Source organism: Mycobacterium sp. Soil_C_30 (assembly GCF_057656995.1).
The window spans coordinates 1-16,645 of the sequence record NZ_JBDGJH010000012.1 but is presented as its reverse complement, the minus strand read 5'-3'; the positions used below and the strand labels follow the sequence as shown (position 1 = coordinate 16,645).

17 protein-coding genes and 1 tRNA gene are annotated in these 16,645 nt (G+C 67.1%); 5 read left to right on the top strand and 13 right to left on the bottom strand.

The window, feature by feature from the left end; genetic code table 11:
• Positions 1–2 precede the first annotated feature (2 nt).
• Both AC3A6P_RS21310 and AC3A6P_RS21305 read left to right on the top strand, forming a co-directional pair.
• Positions 3–1,772: a hypothetical protein gene (locus AC3A6P_RS21310; protein WP_487693743.1), complete on the top strand. Its 1,770-nt coding sequence runs from the start codon at positions 3–5 to the stop codon at positions 1,770–1,772.
• Positions 1,769–2,743 carry an alpha/beta fold hydrolase gene (locus AC3A6P_RS21305; protein ID WP_487693742.1) on the top strand — a complete coding sequence of 325 codons (975 nt, stop codon included), beginning with the start codon at positions 1,769–1,771 and terminating at the stop codon, positions 2,741–2,743. The genes AC3A6P_RS21310 and AC3A6P_RS21305 overlap by 4 nt, the downstream gene beginning before the upstream one ends.
• Positions 2,744–2,774: 31 nt before the next feature.
• On the opposite strand, the gene AC3A6P_RS21300 is transcribed toward AC3A6P_RS21305, so the two are convergent.
• From AC3A6P_RS21300 to AC3A6P_RS21290, 3 genes are all read right to left on the bottom strand, one after another.
• A tRNA-Ser gene (locus AC3A6P_RS21300) sits at positions 2,775–2,865 on the bottom strand.
• 119 nt (positions 2,866–2,984) lie between these two features.
• On the bottom strand, positions 2,985–3,437 hold the full coding sequence (locus tag AC3A6P_RS21295) for a nucleoside deaminase (protein WP_487693740.1): 453 nt from the start codon (positions 3,435–3,437) through the stop codon (positions 2,985–2,987).
• The gene (locus AC3A6P_RS21290) at positions 3,434–3,961 is read right to left on the bottom strand and encodes a tRNA adenosine deaminase-associated protein (protein WP_487693739.1); all 528 of its coding nucleotides are present in this window, start codon (positions 3,959–3,961) and stop codon (positions 3,434–3,436) included. The genes AC3A6P_RS21295 and AC3A6P_RS21290 overlap by 4 nt, the downstream gene beginning before the upstream one ends.
• Before the next feature lie 79 nt (positions 3,962–4,040).
• On the opposite strand from AC3A6P_RS21290, the gene AC3A6P_RS21285 reads away from it, so the two are divergent.
• Entirely contained in the window at positions 4,041–5,012 is a 972-nt protein-coding gene (locus AC3A6P_RS21285; RefSeq protein WP_487693737.1) for a prephenate dehydrogenase, read from the top strand.
• Here the strand turns inward: AC3A6P_RS21285 and AC3A6P_RS21280 are convergent.
• Genes AC3A6P_RS21280 through AC3A6P_RS21260 form a run of 5 tightly spaced genes read right to left on the bottom strand, consistent with a single transcriptional unit; the run spans position 4,975 to position 9,086 of the window.
• The gene (locus AC3A6P_RS21280) at positions 4,975–5,568 is read right to left on the bottom strand and encodes a putative glycolipid-binding domain-containing protein (RefSeq protein WP_487693736.1); all 594 of its coding nucleotides are present in this window, start codon (positions 5,566–5,568) and stop codon (positions 4,975–4,977) included. The genes AC3A6P_RS21285 and AC3A6P_RS21280 overlap by 38 nt on opposite strands.
• Positions 5,565–6,350: an ABC transporter permease gene (locus AC3A6P_RS21275; protein WP_487693735.1), complete on the bottom strand. Its 786-nt coding sequence runs from the start codon at positions 6,348–6,350 to the stop codon at positions 5,565–5,567. Before AC3A6P_RS21275 ends, AC3A6P_RS21280 begins: the two co-directional genes overlap by 4 nt.
• Complete coding sequence (locus tag AC3A6P_RS21270; protein WP_487693734.1) at positions 6,350–7,015, bottom strand: ABC transporter permease; 666 nt, start codon at positions 7,013–7,015, stop codon at positions 6,350–6,352. Before AC3A6P_RS21270 ends, AC3A6P_RS21275 begins: the two co-directional genes overlap by 1 nt.
• Before the next feature lie 3 nt (positions 7,016–7,018).
• Positions 7,019–8,122: an ABC transporter ATP-binding protein gene (locus AC3A6P_RS21265; protein ID WP_487693733.1), complete on the bottom strand. Its 1,104-nt coding sequence runs from the start codon at positions 8,120–8,122 to the stop codon at positions 7,019–7,021.
• Between the two features lie 7 nt (positions 8,123–8,129).
• Entirely contained in the window at positions 8,130–9,086 is a 957-nt protein-coding gene (locus AC3A6P_RS21260) for a glycine betaine ABC transporter substrate-binding protein (protein WP_487693732.1), read from the bottom strand.
• 93 nt (positions 9,087–9,179) lie between these two features.
• Between AC3A6P_RS21260 and AC3A6P_RS21255 the strand changes: the two genes are divergently transcribed.
• Positions 9,180–9,536 (top strand): LapA family protein, encoded by a 357-nt coding sequence (locus AC3A6P_RS21255; protein ID WP_487693731.1) that lies wholly within the window; start codon positions 9,180–9,182, stop codon positions 9,534–9,536.
• Between the two features lie 65 nt (positions 9,537–9,601).
• Here the strand turns inward: AC3A6P_RS21255 and AC3A6P_RS21250 are convergent, their stop codons facing one another.
• The 5 genes from AC3A6P_RS21250 to AC3A6P_RS21230 form a co-directional block, all read right to left on the bottom strand.
• Complete coding sequence (locus tag AC3A6P_RS21250; RefSeq protein WP_487693730.1) at positions 9,602–10,405, bottom strand: transglutaminase-like domain-containing protein; 804 nt, start codon at positions 10,403–10,405, stop codon at positions 9,602–9,604.
• Between the two features lie 81 nt (positions 10,406–10,486).
• The gene (locus AC3A6P_RS21245; RefSeq protein WP_487693729.1) at positions 10,487–11,101 is read right to left on the bottom strand and encodes a histidine phosphatase family protein; all 615 of its coding nucleotides are present in this window, start codon (positions 11,099–11,101) and stop codon (positions 10,487–10,489) included.
• Between the two features lie 22 nt (positions 11,102–11,123).
• Positions 11,124–12,380: an LLM class flavin-dependent oxidoreductase gene (locus AC3A6P_RS21240; RefSeq protein WP_487693962.1), complete on the bottom strand. Its 1,257-nt coding sequence runs from the start codon at positions 12,378–12,380 to the stop codon at positions 11,124–11,126.
• A gap of 55 nt (positions 12,381–12,435) precedes the next feature.
• Positions 12,436–13,236, bottom strand: a complete 801-nt coding sequence (locus tag AC3A6P_RS21235) for an LLM class flavin-dependent oxidoreductase (RefSeq protein WP_487693728.1) — start codon at positions 13,234–13,236, stop codon at positions 12,436–12,438.
• Positions 13,237–13,313: 77 nt separating this feature from the next.
• Positions 13,314–15,191 carry an alkyl/aryl-sulfatase gene (locus AC3A6P_RS21230; RefSeq protein ID WP_487693727.1) on the bottom strand — a complete coding sequence of 626 codons (1,878 nt, stop codon included), beginning with the start codon at positions 15,189–15,191 and terminating at the stop codon, positions 13,314–13,316.
• Between the two features lie 66 nt (positions 15,192–15,257).
• Between AC3A6P_RS21230 and AC3A6P_RS21225 the strand changes: the two genes are divergently transcribed.
• Entirely contained in the window at positions 15,258–16,556 is a 1,299-nt protein-coding gene (locus AC3A6P_RS21225; RefSeq protein WP_487693726.1) for an aspartate aminotransferase family protein, read from the top strand.
• Positions 16,557–16,645: the final 89 nt, after the last annotated feature.

The window sequence follows — 16,645 nt, the reverse complement described above, 5'->3', positions numbered from 1 at the left end:
GCATGCAGATCTCTGCCCGGTCCTACCTGACCGCCGGCGTCTCGCTGACGGCTGCGACTGCCGTCGCCTTGGCACCGATCGCCATCCCCGCAAACGACCGCACGGTGACCGTCCCGAACGTCACCATCACCGACATCCAGCTGACGGTCACCCCGGGTGAGGTCATCGCGTTCTTCAACGATCTACTCGTGCAGGTCAAGCAGTTCAATGCAGCCGTCGCCGAGATAGCCGCCGTCCCGGGTCAGACCCTGGTCGACGGGCTCAACTCGGCGATCACGCTCAACAGGCAGATCTTCGATTCCCTGATAGACGCCACCGACAGCCGGGCTCTGCGGTTCTTGTTCGAGACCTTGGACGTCAACAACGAACGCTCCTTGCGCCAGCTGGCGTTCTTCGTCGGCGACAGCAACGACGTGGTGGTGTTGACGGGGGAGCAGGTCGCCGATCTGCTCAGCAGCGTGGTACTCGGGTCGCTGTCGAACGTGCTCTCCGCGACCGTCGCCGTTCTCAACGACCCGTTGACATTCAGGAACTACACCAACCTGGTGTCCTCCGGCATCGGCAGCGTCGCGTTGGCCGCCAACGGGGGCGGCCTGATAGCGCAGGCGGTTGCCAACGCCGGCTTCGATCTGTCGTACGGCGCGGTCGATCTGGTCCGAATCGAGACCCTCAACGCCCTCGAGACCGTCCGCCGTGTGATCGGAGCCGGGTCCATGGTCACCGGGAGCGCGCTGATCGAAACCGTCACGAATGCGGTGACGGCCATCGCGTTTGCCCCGTTGCAACTGGGTGTCCGGATCCCGGCCAGTGTCGTCGACGAAGGTCTGCTGTCGGCGCAACAGGGGTTCAACTCTGTCTTCAACGGCATCTTCGGCTACAAGGACGCAGAAGGGGTGCCGATTCCGGGTGTCATCACGACAGCCACGTCGGCGGTGATCGATGCGCTGGCCCAGATCGGCGACGGCCCGCTGAGCCCGGAACGGTATCTCGCCGCCACGGCCGTTCTGGTCGCAGGCAGCTTCGACTCGTTCAACCTCACCGTCGACACGCTCGGTGAGGTGGCACAGGTGCCCTTCGACTTCGGCATCAACTTGTTCTCGCCGGACTCCGAGCGCGGAACCATCACCGCAGCACTGGTCTTCGCCAACCGCGACATCGCCAATGCCGTCTCACACCTGCTGGAGGCATTCGGCCTTCCCGAGGACATCGTGGCCCTGCCCCACGTGATAGCCGAGCAGGTGGACGATGCCATCTACGCCGGTGCACGGGCCTTGGTCGGCGCCTTCGACGCCGCCAACAACGTCATCAACCAGAGCACCGCTTTTGTCATCGATGTCTCGGAGCAGGTCGAGAGCGTGATCCTGGGAGTACTGCCGGTTCCTGAGGCCGATGCGGCACCGGATGCACGGCAGGCCGGCAGCGAGCCGTCCGGTGACGTCGTGCCGGTCGCCGACGACAGCAGCGAGGATGCGCCGACCGAAGACGCCGCGGTCGAGGAAGCTCCGGTCGAGGACTCCCCGGTCGAGGACGACGTAACCGACGAGACACCGGCCGACGAGGAGACACCGGCCGACGAGGAGCCGGACGCTGAGGACGACGACACCGCCCCGTCCGACGACACCGAGTCAGAGGCCGATTCCGACGGCAGCTACTCCTCGCGCAACGACACCAGGCGGGCCGAGCGTGATGCCGGGAAAACCGACTCCGACAGCGAGAGAGCAGCGACGCTGCGGCATAACCCACGACGGGGGCTGGCTACGTTGGTGCCATGACCTACCTCGAATACAGCGACCACCCAGAGCTGTTCGTCGAGCACGCGTTTCCCGAACACCTGGTGGACCTCGGCGAGATCCGGATGAACTACGCCGTCGCCGGCGACCCGGCCCGTCCGGCTCTACTGCTGATTCCGGGGCAGAGCGAATCGTGGTGGGGTTACGAGCAGGTGATGACGCTGCTGGCCGACCGCTATCAGGTGTACGCCGTCGACCTGCGCGGCCAGGGTCGCTCGACGTGGACACCTGGCCGCTACAGCCTGGACCTGTTCGGCGGTGACCTGGTGCGCTTCATCGAACTGGTGGTGCGGGCGGCCCAGCCCCGACGAGATGTTGTGGTGTGCGGGTTGTCCTCCGGTGGCGTGATCGCGGCGTGGCTGTCGGCGTTCGCGGCACCCGGGCAGATCCGGGCCGCCTACTACGAGGATCCGCCGCTGTTCTCGTCACAGACGAATCCTGCTGTCGGACAGTCGATCCGCCAGGGTATCGGGGCTATCTTCCAGGTGTGGCACAAGTGGCTCGGCCCGCAGTGGTCCATCGGGGACTACGCCGGGATGCAGGCGGCGATGGGTCGTGAACTGCCCGAGTGGCTACGCCGGATGCAACTGGTCGGCGGGGCCGCGAACGACGCAGGCGAGCCACCGCAGAACCTGCGCGAGTACGACCCCGAATGGGGTGATGCGTTCGTCTCGGGCCGCGTGGCGCTCACCTGTGACCATGAGGCGATGCTGCGCCAGGTCAAGGTGCCGGTGTTGTTCACCCACCACTTCCACTTCGTGGATCCGGAGACGGGCAATCTCTTGGGCGCGGTCAGCGACCAGCAGGTGGCCTACGCGCGCCGGCTGATCGAGGGCGCGGGCAATCCGTTCACGTTGCGCACGTTCCCGGAGATGCCGCATTCGATGCACGGCAGCGACCCGCAGACCTACGTCGCCACGTTGGACGAGTGGCTGGCCGGGCTCGAGACATAGCTCGACCTGCACTGGATGGCGGGTGAGCTTGTGGCGGTGGCGGAGGGATTTGAACCCTCGGACGGGGGTTACCCGTCACACGCTTTCGAGGCGTGCTCCTTAGGCCGCTCGGACACGCCACCGTGTGGCAGCTTACCGGTCCCTCGCCGCACGCCCTAATCGGTGGATCGGCCTCGAGATTGCACCCAGGGCTGCGGCCAAGGTCCGTGCGCAACCACGGCTGCAATCGCGGCGCCCCGAATCACCGCTGCCGCGCGAAGAACTCCTCCAGCGGCGCTGCGCACTCGGCGGCCAGCACCCCGCCGCGCACCTGGGGCCGGTGGGTCAGCCGCCGGTCACGCACCACGTCCCACAGCGAGCCGACGGCGCCGGTCTTGGGTTCCCACGCGCCGAACACCAGCCGTCCCACCCGTGCCATCACCAGCGCACCGGCGCACATGGTGCAGGGTTCGACGGTCACCGCCAACGTCGCACCCTCGAGCCGCCATCCGTCGCCGTGCACCACCGCGGCCTCGCGCAGGGCCAGGATCTCGGCATGGGCGGTCGGATCGCCCGACGCCTCCCGGGCATTGGCGGCCCGCGCCAGTTCGATGCCCGCGGCGTCGAACACCACCGCTCCGATGGGCACATCGCGCGGCCCGGCCGCAGCGGCGGCATCGAGCGCGGAGCGAATCAGCTGTTCGTCCGAGATCACCGCTCGAGTTTGTCCAGCACGGCCGTCAGCTCGTCGCCGAACCCCATCTCCCGCGCGATCCTGACCAGCTGTTCGTCGGCGTACAACTCGGCGTCGGCGAGGATCACCCCGAGCACACCCTCCGGCAGCCCGAGGTCGGCCAGCACGCCGAGGTCGCCCTCCTCGAAGGGATCGGACTCCTCGAGTTCCTCCTCGTCGACATCGATGTCGAGCTTCTCCAGGACCTCGTAGGCGATGTCGTAGTCCAGGGCGGCGGTGGCGTCGGACAGCAGCAACCGGGTGCGCGACGGCGCCGGCCGCACGATCACGAAGAACTCGTCATCGATGTCCAGCAGACCGAACACCGCTCCACTGCTGCGCAACTCGCGCAGTTCGGTTTCAGCGGCCTTGAGGCTGTTGAGCGCGGCGGATTTCAGCGCCGTGCAGCGCCATTTGCCGTCTTCCCGGACGACCGCGACACCGAAGCCGTCAGGCGTGTCCGGCGCTTGTGTCGCATCCTGCTGCGAGGCGCGCTGCGGTCCCATGGTTGCTAACGCTAATACTCACCCACCCCGTTGACCAGGGCATCACGGTTGACGTCGGGGAATGTGGAACCCTTGGTGGGTGAACGTCGCGAAGGCAGGCACGCCGGTCTGCGTGCTCGGACTCGGATTGATCGGCGGCTCGTTGATGCGGGCGGCCGCGGCAGCCGGCCGAACTGTCTACGGCTACAACCGTTCCGTCGACGGCGCCCAGGCCGCCACGTCCGACGGATTCGACGCCTCCACCGACCTGACCTCGACGTTGCGCCGCGCCGCCGGGGACGAGGCGCTGATCGTGCTGGCCGTTCCGATGCCCGCAGTGCCTCTGATGCTGGCCCACATCGCGGAGGTCGCACCGCACTGCCCACTGACCGATGTGATCAGCGTCAAGGGCGCCGTACGCGCCGAGGTGGCCGCCGCCGGTCTGTTGACCAGCTACGTCGGTGGGCACCCGATGACCGGCACCGCCTTTTCGGGGTGGGCCGCCGGTGACGCCGATCTGTTCACCGGGACTGCCTGGGTGGTGTCGGTGGACGAGCATGTGGACGCCGGTGTGTGGGCGACGGTCATGACGCTGGCCCTGGACTGCGGCGCGTTCGTGGTCCCGGCGCGCGCCGACGAGCACGACACCGCCGCCGCGGCCATCAGCCACCTGCCGCACCTGACAGCCGAAGCCCTGGCCGCCACCGCGGCCGACATCCCGCTCGCGTTTGCGCTGGCGGCCGGTTCGTTCCGGGACAGCACCCGGGTGGCGGCCACCGCACCGGACCTGGTCCGGGCGATGTGTGAAGCCAACGCCGACGAACTACTGACCGTGCTCGACCGCGCGATCGAGCTGCTGTCCAAGGCGCGCACGTCGCTTGCCGAGAAGCAGTCGGTTGCCGCGCTGGTGGAGGCAGGCCACGCCGCACGGATCAGTTACGACAGTTTCACCCGCCCCGACATCATGACCATCACCATCGGTGAGAACGGGTGGCGCACCGCGCTGGCCGCGGCCGGCCGCGCGGGCGGGGTGATCAGATCCGCCCTGCCAACCCGGGGTACTCGAGGATGAAACCGTCGGAGTCGACGGTGACGGTGGTCTCGGCGACCGGTGAGTGCAGCTTGATGCCGTCACCGCCGCTGGTGTAGCTGATGGTGGCGGGCGCCACCTCGAGATCGGGGATCCGCACGTACACCACGGGCAGGGTGACCGAATCGGCATGTTCGTGAAGGCCGGTACGCCGGATGGGCAACGCGTTGAAGAACGGGCTGAACACCACGTCGACGTCGAGCGCACCGTCGAACTCCGAGCGCGACGTCTGCCCGGAATGCTGCTGGATCACCCACATGTTCTCTTCGTCGCGGGCGATCGAGAGCTGTCTTTCCCGCTCGGCGCACGTGACGGTCAACGACAGCCGTTTGGTGGCGCCCCGTTCGTCGGTCACCAGGTCATAGGACGCGCTGAACGCCGGTGTGGCGTCGGTGGCGGCGGACACGATTCGGCCGTAGGCCTTGATTCGCTTGCCCGACAGCTGCACCCGTACCGATTCCATCCGCGGGACATCGTGGGCGCTCCACGTCAGGATCTTCGGCCAGGCACTGTCGTTCTGAGCGGTGGCTGCACTCATTCCTCTACCGTATGCGACGAGCCGCCACGTTCGTAGCCCGGTCCGGCACTTGAATTGACCGGACGGGATTCCAGGGCAACCTCGTCATCCAGGAGGGGCTGTGGTACTCGCCCGAACCGGCCCGTCCCCGGTACCGACGCCCACACCGCCAGCGCGAGCAAGCCGTCCAGGATCAGCGCCAGCAGGGTCACCATCAGGGCGCCGACCAGCGCCAGGTAGAACTCGCGCACCTTGATCCCGTCGATCAGGTAGCGCCCCAGACCACCGAGGCTCGCGTAGGCCGCGACCGTGGCGGTGGCCACGATCTGCAGAGTTGCGGTCCGCAGCCCGCCGAGGATCAGCGGTAACGCGTTGGGTGTCTCGACGCGCAGCAGGATCCGCGACTCCGTCATCCCCATCGAGCGGGCGGCGTCGACGACGTTGCGGTCGACATTGGCGATGCCCGAGTAGGTGCCGGCCAGCAGTGGGGGGATGCCCAACAGCATCAGCGCCACCGTCGGGGGCACCAGACCCAGCCCCCACAGCAGCACACCGAGCAGGAGCACACCGAGGGTGGGCAGGGCGCGCAGCGCGTTGACCCCCGTGACCACCAGGAAGGTGCCACGCCCGGTGTGGCCGATCAGCATGCCCACCGGGACGGCGACGAGCACCGAGAACAGGACGGCGACAAAGGTGTACTGCAGGTGTTCGAGGATGCGGGCGCCCAGGCCGGCCGGGCCGCCCCAGTTGGCGGCGGTGAAGATGAAGCTCAAGGCCTCACTGAGGAAATTCGCGGGTCCCATCAGGCCTCCACCTTTGCTCGGGCCTTCGGTCGGCTGGCGCGCGTCCAGGGGGTGGCGGCTTTACCGAGCACCATGATGAGTGTGTCGATGATGATGGCCAGGATGAAGATCGCGATGATGCCGGCGACGATCTGATCGCTCTTGTTGGACTGATAGCCCTCGGTGAACCAGGTGCCCAGGCCGCCGATACCGATCACCGAACCCACCGACACCATCGAGATGTTGGTGACCGCGACCACGCGCAGGCTGGCCACCAGCACCGGAATGGCCAGCGGCAGTTCGACTTTCACCAACCGGGTGAACGGTTTGTACCCGACGGCGGTGGCGGCGTCGAGCACCGCCGGGTTCACCGCGTCCAGCGCTTCGGGCACCGCCCGCACCAGCAGGGCCACGGTGTAGAGCGTCAGGGCGACGATCACGTTGGCTTCGTCGAGGATGCGGGTCGGGATGATCAGCGGCAGTACCACGAACAGCGCCAGCGACGGGATGGTGAAGATGATGCTGGCCGTGACGGTGGTGAGCCGCCGCAGGAACGTGGTGCGCCGCACCAGCGCTCCCAGCGGCACCGCGATGATCAGCCCCAGGACGATCGGCACCAGCGACAGCCGCAGGTGGATGACCGTCAACGTCCACAGGTCGTCGAGGTGGGTGAACAGGTACTGCACGTGTCAGGCCCGACTCGCGCGTTGCTTCTCCAGCGCGACGAGTACATCGTCGGCCTTCACCCCGCCGGCCACCTGACCGGCGTTGTCGACGGCCACGCCGAGGCCCGACGGCGACGACAGCGCCGCATCCAGGGCCTGCCGCAGGGTGTGATCGGGCCGGAACAGGGAGCCGCCCGCGATGGTGCTGTCATACAGGGAGCTGCCGCCGCGGTGCAGCTTCACCCCTTCGGCGTCGATCCAGGCGTACGGTGTGCCGTCGTCCTTGGTGACCAGCACCCAGTCGCCGTCACCGAGTTGCAATGCGTCGATCTCGGCTTCGGTGACGTGCCGGAGCTCGTGCAGCGGAATGCCGGTGGCGCCGAAGAACTGCAGGCCGCGGTAGCCGCGGTCGGCGCCGACGAACCCGGCCACCGCGTCGTTGGCCGGGTTGGACAGCAGCCGGCTGGGCGCGTCGTACTGCTGCAACACCCCGCCGCGGCCGAATACCGCCACCTTGTCGCCGAGTTTGATGGCCTCGTCGATGTCATGGGTGACGAAGACGACGGTCTTCTTCAACTCGCTTTGCAGGCGCAGGATCTCGGTCTGCAGGTCCTCGCGCACCACCGGGTCGACGGCGGAGAACGGCTCGTCCATCAGCAGGATCGGTGGGTCGGCGGCCAGGGCACGAGCAACGCCGACACGCTGCTGCTGGCCGCCGGAGAGCTGTGCCGGATACCGGTTGGCCAGCTTGGGATCCAGGCCGACGCGCTCGAGCACGCCGTAGGCGGCTTTGCGTGCGGTCCTGCGGGATTCGCCGCGCAACACGGGAACGGTGGCGACGTTGTCGATCACCCGTTGGTGCGGCATCAGTCCGGCGCTCTGGATGACGTAGCCGATCCCGAGGCGCAGCTTGACCGGGTCGACCTTGGTGACGTCTTTTCCGTCGACGGTCAAGGTGCCTGATGTCGGGTCGATCATCCGGTTGATCATCCGCATCGATGTGGTCTTGCCGCAGCCCGACGGACCGACGAACACCGCGAGGGTGCCCTCCGGAACTTCCAGATCGAGCGCGTCGACGGCAACCGTCCCGTCGGGGTACCGCTTGGTCACCTGGTCGAAGGTGATCATCTATGCATCACTTTTCTGCGAAGGGCTTGTCGAAGCCGTTGTCCTGCACCCACTTCTGCGCCGCTTCGTCCGGGTCGACACCTTGATTACCCTCCACTGCGCTGTTGAGTTCGATCAGGCCTTCGGTGGTGAGCTTGGCCGAGACCGCGTTCAGGATGTTCTTCAGTTCATCGGACATCTTCTGCGAGCTGACGACGGGCACCACGTTGGCCGCCGGGAAGTTGTTCTTCGGGTCTTCGAGCACCACGAAGTTGTTCTGCGGGATCGATGGCGAGGTGCTGAAGATATTGGCGGCGGTGACCGTACCGTCGGCCAGCGCCCGCACGGTCGCGGGTCCGCCGCCGTCGCTGATCGCGATGAAGTTGTTGGGGGTGATGTTGAGTCCGTAGTTGCGCGCCAGCCCCGGCACCCCCTCGGTGCGGTTGAGGAACTCCGACGGTGCCCCCAGCTTCACCTCGGCGGAGTGCGCTGCGAGGTCGGCGATGGTCTTGAGGTTCCAGCGCTGAGCGGTCTGTGCGGTGACGGCCAGGGTGTCGACGTCCTCGGCCGGCGACGGGGTGAGCATCGACAGCGCACCGGGCAGTACCCGGTAGAGGGCCAACTCCACGTCATCGGGTGTGGTGGCGGTGGCTTCCGGATCGAAATACTTCAGCAGGTTGCCGGTGTATTCGGGGACCAGGTTGATGGAGAAGTCTTGCAACGCCGGGATGTAGGTCTCACGGCTGCCGATCCCGAACTGGCGGGAGATGGTGAAGTCGTTGGCCTCCAGCGCCTGGGCGTAGATCTCGGCGATGATCTTTGACTCCGGGAAGTCCGCCGAACCGACGGTGAGCGTCTTGAGGTCGCCGGAGATCTCGCCCCCGCCGAGCGGATTGGAACTGCCGCAGGCGGTCAGTGCGGCACCAAGGGCGATCACCCACACCGCAAGCAACAGGGTCCGCGTGCGTTCTCGCAGCGTGGTCATCTGGCCGACCCTAGCGTGGTATGCCGGTTCACGACATCTTTTAGCTCCCGCTGAATGGTTTGCATCGGCCATTTTGAGGGCAATGATGAGGCTATGAGCACCGATCCGTCCATGGCACCTCATTCCGGGGAGCCGGACCCCTTCGACCCGGCGGTCGCCCCGCACGGTGCCAAACCCCTGCCGCAGTCGGCCGTGAAACGCACCCGCGCCGCCGCCCTCTGGGGATCACTCATCCTGGGTTTCCTCATCCTGATCGTGCTGCTGATCTTCATCGCGCAGAACACCGAATACGCGGAGTTCGCGTTCCTGGGCTGGCACTGGAGCCTGCCGTTGGGTGTGGCGATCCTGTTCGCCGCGGTGGCGGGCGGTCTTCTGACCGTCGCCGTCGGTGCCGTGCGGATCTTCCAGCTGCGCCGGGCCGCGAAGAAGAACCTCAAGGCGGGGTTGTAGTCGAGTCGACCGATCCGGCTGAGGGACGAAGCCGGTGAGGAGCGAGACAATCGCACCCGGTCGATCTAACGGATCGAGACCAGCTGGTCCACCGAGTCCCTGGGCAAGTCGCCGTCCACGACGGCGGTGACGGTGGCGTTGTTCAACGTGATTGCGCCGTTGTGGTTGTCCAGGAACGCGGTATCAGCGGCGTCGCGGCCGGTCGCGATTCGCACCATGGCCTGACGCGGCGCCAGGCAGGTGGCGTCGACCACCCGCCAGTGTCCGTCGACGAATGCTTCCGCGACGGCGTGGAAATCCATCGGCTGGCAACCCGGCGCGTACACCGCGACCAGCCGGGCCGGCACGTTGACCGCCCGGAGTAACGCCACCGTCAGATGCGCGTAGTCGCGGCACACACCGGCGCCCGCCAGCAGGGTGTCGACGGCGCCGTCGATCGGGTCGCTGGAGCCGGGGACATAGGAGAGCCTGGTCCCCACCCACGACGACACCTTCTCCAGGATGGTCGCCGAGTCGGCGTAGGCACCGAATTCGGTGCCGGCGAAACCGAAGAACTTGTCGGCCTCGGCGTAACGGCTGGGCCGCAGATACGTCGACAGCTCGATATCGGTGACCGGCGCCGGGTCGGCCTGGCCGAGGATCGTCGCCGTATACGACGCTCTGAGGTTGCCGACACCCGCGTCGAACTTGTGGATCCGGTTGCCGTGCTCACCGATGATCTCTTGCGGACGAATCTCCTTACCGTCCAACGTGAACGACAATTCCTCGGTGACCTGCGCGCCGGGCTGCGGGGCGACGGCGATCTGGAACTCGAGGGTGGTGGGGGCGGTGATGTCCACATCGAGTTCGGCACCGACGTCACGCTTCATCTCGGCACGCTTTCTCTTGGGAAGTCGCAAGGGCACGCCGCTATCTACCCTGACTGCCAACTGATGAAACCATGACTCGCATCACTTCGCTCGGCGTTGGTTGCGGGGCAAGAGGTCCCACACGTGTTCGGTACCGTTCACCGCGGCGACGGTGGCCTGGCCGGTCCGCGAGTACAGCAGCCGCGTCACCGAGGCGTAATCGATCGGAAATGACAGCAGCCTTCGGGTGCCCAGGATCTCGTGCAACAGGACATTGATCACCCCTCCGTGGCTGAACACCGCAACGGTGTCCTCGTGAGCAGCGTCGGCCACGATGTCGGCCAGCGCCGCACCGATCCGTGCGCGGAACGCCTCTTCGTCGACACCACCGGGCAGATGCCCATCGGCCATCCTGGCCCAGTCCTGCGGCCGCTCCGAACGCAACAACTCCACCGGCACGTAGGCGGCCATGTCCCGGTCGTATTCGGCCAGTCGCTCGTCGATCTCGACGGGCAGGCCGCACGCTTGTGACAGCGGGCCTGCGGTCTGCACGGCGCGACGCTGCGGGCTGCTGACCAACCTCGCCAGTGGGTACCGCCGCAACGCCTCCGGGAGCCGTCGCGCCTGCTCGATGCCCTCGGCGGCCAGGTCCGGGTCCGATCCCTGCCCGTGCTCGGTGCGGTGGGGCAACGCGTGGCGGATCAGAAGCAGTTGCATGGCGGCCACCCTAGGGGCCCCGTCACAGGGGTTGCAGCGCGCCCTGGTGCAGAGGGACACCGAACCGCTCGCGCAGCGTCGTCTCCTGGTACTCGTGGCGGAACAGCCCGCGGCGACGCAGGATCGGAACCACCTCGTCGACGAAGGTTTCCAATCCGGACGGAATGGCGTCCGGCATCAGATTGAAACCGTCGGCCGCGCCGCGCCGGAGCCACTCCTCGATGGTGTCGGCCACCTGCTCGGGCGTTCCGACCACGGCCCGGTGCCCGCTGCTGCCGGCGAGTTCACGGACCAGTTGAGCGACGGTCAGGTTCCGCTCGCGCGCCAGCCCCACCACCGATTCCCGGAAGCCGAGCGAACCGGAGTAGGTCTGCGGATCGGGCGGGCCGTCGAGCAGCGCTGCCGGAAGTGGCCGGTCCCAATCCAATTCGTCCAGCGACACTCCCAAGGTGAGCTCGAGACGGGCCAGCGTCGCCTTGGCGGCGGTGGAGTTGTTGAGGTGGGCGTGGCGGGCGACGGCCTCGGCTTCGGTGGAGCCGATGGTGGTGATCAGGCCGGGCAGGATCTTGACGTCATCGGGGTTGCGGCCGGCCGCGCGGGCGATGTCCTTGACCCGGTTGTAGTGCGTGATGCCCTGCTGCAGAGTCAGTTCGGCGGAGAAGACGGCGTGGGCGGTGCGGCCCGCGAGTCGCCGGCCCGCAGGTGATCCCCCGGCTTGAACCAGCGGCGGATAGCCCTGGGCGGACGGCGGGACCGCGACGGCGTGACTGACGTTCGGGAAGAACTCGCCGTGGTGGCGCACCGGCGCACCCTGTCCGGCGCCGGCCCACAGTGCGGTGACCAGCGCGATGAATTCCTCGGCGCGCCGGTACCGCTCGTCGCGGTCGGGCAGGGTGTGCAGGCCGAAGTTGGGGGCCGCCTGCGGTGCATAGGTGGTGACGACGTTCCACGCCACGCGTCCACCGCTCACGGTGTCCAGGGACAGGATGCGCTCGGCGAGCTCGATCGGATCGTTGAAGGTGGTGGACAGCGTGCCGATCAGGCCCAGCCGCTCGCTGGCCGCGGCCGCCGCGGCCAGGATGACGGTGGGTTCCAGGCCGCGGGTCGGCTTGAAGCGTGGGTTGTCCCAGAACCCGGGTCCGTCGGCGAGGAAGAACGCATCCAGCGTGCCGCGCTCGGCGATGCGTGCGACGTTGGCGAAATGCTCGGCGTCCACGAATGACCGCGGGTGTACGTCGTCGAGTGCCCATGCGCCAGGGGCGATTCCGACATCGAGCACGTTGACGTTGAGGATCACCTGGGATGGTTCGGTCACGGGCTTGTCCTTTCGTCTCTCAGGCCGCCGGGAACGCGCTGCGCAGCGGCGCGCGCAGGACGGAATGGGGTGCCGGCAGGCCAAGACGTCGGCGCAAGGTCGTGCCGGGCGCTGGTTCGGATCCCGGCCGAACATGCTCTGCGGCAGCCCTGATCGCGGTTTCTGCGGGTCCGGGCCGGGATACCAGTGTCACCTGGTCAGCGTCGAGATATACATCGGCATGAGGCACCAGGGCCGTCTCCGCGAATATCGGCACTTTCGACTGGGGAGGTTCTGGGACGTTGAGCGGTCCCGAAACCTGATGCACCCCAGCATGGTCGACGTAGCTGATACGTGAGGAGTCGGCGAACGTCCCGGTTTGCGCGTCTCCGATGATGGAGTCGGCCGGCCAGCTCTCCCACAACGCACGGGCCACCGTCACCGCGTCGGCCAGCACATCGGCGGTGGACGCCTCGGCCCAGAGGCTGCCGTGCGGGGCGGCCGGATCGTCCGGCAGGACCAGCCAGCCGGCGCGGCCGCCGCTGAGGTGATCCAGCGACGCGACGCGACGGGCCAGGTTGTAGGGGTGGTCGCGAAGCGGAGCAATCGCGACCACCAGTCCGACGGAACGGGTGTGCCGCGCCAGCACGGTCGCCGCGATGGTCGGATCGAAGCGGACCGCGGGCGCGTCGGCGGGAGAGTCCGGCCGCAGGATCACGAAGTCGATCCCCGATGCGTCGAGGAGGCGCCCGAATTCAGCGGGGGTGGTGGCGGCGCCGGGTCCGAGCACGTCGACGATCTGCGCCGCGCTGAGCACCGCACCGATGACAGATGAGGGCATCTGACCAGCGTCCGGCAGCGACCGGCATCGATCAACGCAGTACCGCTTCACATATTCGGTAGCGCAAACCCGGGTGATCAGGGTGTGACGATGTTGAACGACGGGTCCGGCCGGTCGAGCACCCCCACCAACTGCTGCAGCACCTGCGGGTCACCGTCGATGTCGAGGCCGGGTGAGGTGAAGTCCCCGGCAACCAGGGCCAGGATCCGCACCTTGGCGGCGAGCGTGAGGGTCGCTCCGGCGGTGGACCGGTCCGCGGGTACCTTGCGGTACACCAGTACGCCGTTGCGCAGCGTCAAGCGGTAGTTCGCGCCCAGGTCGGTGAACGAGATGTCCACTGCCAGCTCGAGTTCCCACGCGTTGGGCCCGTTGATGTTGATGGCCAGGGCGTCGAAGATCTGCTCCGGGCTCAGCTGCGACAGCAAGGTCGGCGAATTCGGTGAGGTCGGGGTACCGAAATTGCCGACTCGCAGCTCGGTGGCGCCGCCCAGGAAGAAGTTGCGCCAGGTCGCGTTCTCGGCACCGTAGGCCAGCTGTTCCAGCGTGTCGGCGTAGAGTTCGCGCGCTGCGGCATGATTCTCGTCGGTGAAGATGACGTGATCCAACAGGGTTGCGGCCCAGCGGAAGTCACCGTCGTCGAAGGCTTGCCGAGCTACTTCCACCACGCGGTCCGGCCCGCCGATCGCCGCCACGTAGCGAGGCCCGATGGCTTCTGGCGGGTGCGCCCACAGCCGGGCCGGGTTGCCGTCGAACCAGCCCATGTACCGCTGGTAAACGGCCTTGACATTGTGGCTGACCGAACCGTAGTAGCCGTGGGTGTGCCATGCCTTCTCCAGGGCCGGCGGCATGGCGAAGTTCTCCGCGATCTCGATGCCGGTGTGCCCCTGGTTGAGCAGCCGCAACGTCTGGTCATGCAGGTAGGCGTACAGATCCCGTTGCAGCCCAAGGTATTCGACGATTCTCTCGCGGCCCCAGGTGGGCCAGTGATGGGAGGCGAACACCACGTCGGTGCGGTCACCGAAACTGTCGATGGCCTCGGTGAGATAACCCGACCAACCGTGCGGGTCGCGCACCAGGGCACCGCGCAGCGTCAGCAGATTGTGCAGATTGTGGGTGGCGTTCTCGGCCATGCACAACGCGCGGAACCCCGGGAAGTAAAAGTGCATCTCGGCGGGCGCCTCGGTACCGGGCGCCATCTGGAACTCGATCTCGATACCGTCGATGGTGTGCGTCTCGCCGGTAGTGGTGATGTCCAGCGTCGGCACGATCACCGCCACCTCACCCGTGGACGGGGTTTGGCCCAGGCCGCAACCCACTTGGCCCTGCGGTCCGCGGTCCAGCACGGTGCCGTACATGTAGGAGGCGCGGCGGGCCATCGCGGTACCGGCATACACGTTCTCCTGCACGGCGTGATCGATGAACCCCTGCGGGGCGATGACGGCGACCTTGCCGGCGTCGACGTCCGCCTGGGTGGTCACGCCGAGAACACCACCGAAATGGTCGACGTGGCTGTGGGTGTAGATCACCGCGATCACCGGGCGGTCGCCGCGATGGGCGCGGTACAGCCCGAGTGCCGCGGCGGCGGTCTCGGTGCAGACCAGGGGGTCGATGACGATGATGCCGGTGTTGCCTTCGATGAAGCTGATGTTCGACAGGTCCAGGCCGCGCACCTGGTAGATGCCTTCGACCACCTCGTACAGGCCTTGTTTGGCCGCCAGCGTGGACTGCCGCCAGAGGCTGGGGTGCACCGACGTCGGAGCCTCACCGGACAGGAACCCGTACACGTCGTTGTCCCAGACGACCCTGCCGTCGGCGGCCTTGACCACACACGGCTGGAGTGCGCCGATGAAGCCGCGGTCGGCGTCGGCGAAGTCTGCGGTGTCGTCGAACGGCAGGGTGCTCAGATGCTGGGCGTGAGCGGCCTCGATCGGTGCGGAAGGCGGTTTCTGGTCCATGGCTGATGTCCCCCTCGACGCTGGTGTGCCCTCACAGTAGACCGCGCCCACCTAGCATGTCTGTACATGGACGGAAGCGATCAGTTCTGGAGTCATGTCGACAAGCACGTCGTGCGTTACGGCGCGACGTTCGTCCCGCGAATCATCGAGCGCGGCAACGGAAGCTACGTCTATGACCGCGACGGGAACGCCATTCTGGATTTCACCTCCGGTCAGATGAGCTCGGTGCTGGGACATTCGCACCCCGACATCGTGGCGGCCGTGTCGGGCGCCGTGTCGAGGTTGGACCACCTCTACAGCGGAATGCTCAGCGCGCCGGTGGTGGACCTGGCGCGCATGTTGTCGGACACCCTTCCCGACCCCTTGACCAAGACCCTGTTGCTGAGCACCGGCGCCGAATCCAACGAAGCGGCCATCAAGATGGCCAAGCTGTACACCGGCCGCTATGAGATCGTCTCCTTCGACCGGTCGTGGCACGGGATGACCTCGGGCGCATCGTCGGCGACGTTCAGCGCCGGTCGCCGCGGTTACGGGCCGCCGATGCCGGGCAACTTCACGCTGCCCACCCCGAATGCGTACCGGTCGCCGTTCCGGCACGCCGACGGTTCATACGACTGGGAGTCCGAACTCGCCTACGGATTCGCCGCGGTGGACGCGCAGTCCTCCGGCAGTCTGGCGGCCTGCCTGGTGGAGCCCATCCTGTCCAGCGGCGGCATCATCCCGCTACCCGACGGGTATCTGCGCCGCCTCAAGGAGCTGTGCGCCGAGCGGGGAATGTTGTTGATCGTCGACGAGGCCCAGACCGGGGTGGGTCGCACCGGACTGATGTATGCCTTCGAGCGTGACGGGATCGTGCCCGACCTGCTGACGTTGTCCAAGACGCTGGGCGCCGGGCTGCCGGTTGCCGTGGTGGTGACCAGCGAAGAGATCGAAAGTGTCTGCCATGAACGGGGTTTCCTGTTCTTCACCACTCATGTGTCCGATCCCCTGGCGGCCTCCGTCGCGTTGACCGTGCTCTCGGTGGTGGAGCGCGAGAAGTTGGTGCACCGAGCCGCCGAACTCGGGGAACAGCTCGGTGCCCGACTGTCGGCGCTGCAAGCGCGATTCGAGCAGGTGGGCGACATCCGCGGGCGGGGTCTGCTCCAGGGGTTGGAGTTGGTGGCCGACAAGAGTTCCAAGGCGCCGGCCGACGCCCTCGGTGCATCGGTGACGTCGGCATGTCTGGAGCGCGGTCTGCACATGAACATCGTGCAGCTGCCCGGGATGGGCGGCATCTTCCGCATCGCCCCGCCGCTGACGGTTTCCGAGTTCGAGTTGCATTCCGGGTTGGACATCCTCGAGTCGGTGCTGGACGACCTGCTCTAGCGGTTCTCGGCGCGAGCGAGCATTGCTCCTATGTCAAGCGGCGACTGCCTGGAGGGGTTTGTCGTGGGTGTGGTTGAGGTGTTTGTCGG

Excerpts from the sequence above, each read along its gene's own strand:
- AC3A6P_RS21310 (WP_487693743.1), top strand. The coding sequence starts at position 3 with ATGCAGATCTCTGCCCGGTCCTACCTGACCGCCGGCGTCTCGCTGACG.
- AC3A6P_RS21305 (WP_487693742.1), top strand. The coding sequence starts at position 1,769 with ATGACCTACCTCGAATACAGCGACCACCCAGAGCTGTTCGTCGAGCAC.
- AC3A6P_RS21290 (WP_487693739.1), bottom strand. The coding sequence starts at position 3,961 with ATGGGACCGCAGCGCGCCTCGCAGCAGGATGCGACACAAGCGCCGGAC.
- AC3A6P_RS21280 (WP_487693736.1), bottom strand. The coding sequence starts at position 5,568 with ATGAGTGCAGCCACCGCTCAGAACGACAGTGCCTGGCCGAAGATCCTG.
- AC3A6P_RS21275 (WP_487693735.1), bottom strand. The coding sequence starts at position 6,350 with ATGGGACCCGCGAATTTCCTCAGTGAGGCCTTGAGCTTCATCTTCACC.
- AC3A6P_RS21265 (WP_487693733.1), bottom strand. The coding sequence starts at position 8,122 with ATGATCACCTTCGACCAGGTGACCAAGCGGTACCCCGACGGGACGGTT.
- AC3A6P_RS21260 (WP_487693732.1), bottom strand. The coding sequence starts at position 9,086 with ATGACCACGCTGCGAGAACGCACGCGGACCCTGTTGCTTGCGGTGTGG.
- AC3A6P_RS21255 (WP_487693731.1), top strand. The coding sequence starts at position 9,180 with ATGAGCACCGATCCGTCCATGGCACCTCATTCCGGGGAGCCGGACCCC.
- AC3A6P_RS21250 (WP_487693730.1), bottom strand. The coding sequence starts at position 10,405 with ATGAAGCGTGACGTCGGTGCCGAACTCGATGTGGACATCACCGCCCCC.
- AC3A6P_RS21245 (WP_487693729.1), bottom strand. The coding sequence starts at position 11,101 with ATGCAACTGCTTCTGATCCGCCACGCGTTGCCCCACCGCACCGAGCAC.
- AC3A6P_RS21235 (WP_487693728.1), bottom strand. The coding sequence starts at position 13,236 with ATGCCCTCATCTGTCATCGGTGCGGTGCTCAGCGCGGCGCAGATCGTC.
- AC3A6P_RS21230 (WP_487693727.1), bottom strand. The coding sequence starts at position 15,191 with ATGGACCAGAAACCGCCTTCCGCACCGATCGAGGCCGCTCACGCCCAG.
- AC3A6P_RS21225 (WP_487693726.1), top strand. The coding sequence starts at position 15,258 with ATGGACGGAAGCGATCAGTTCTGGAGTCATGTCGACAAGCACGTCGTG.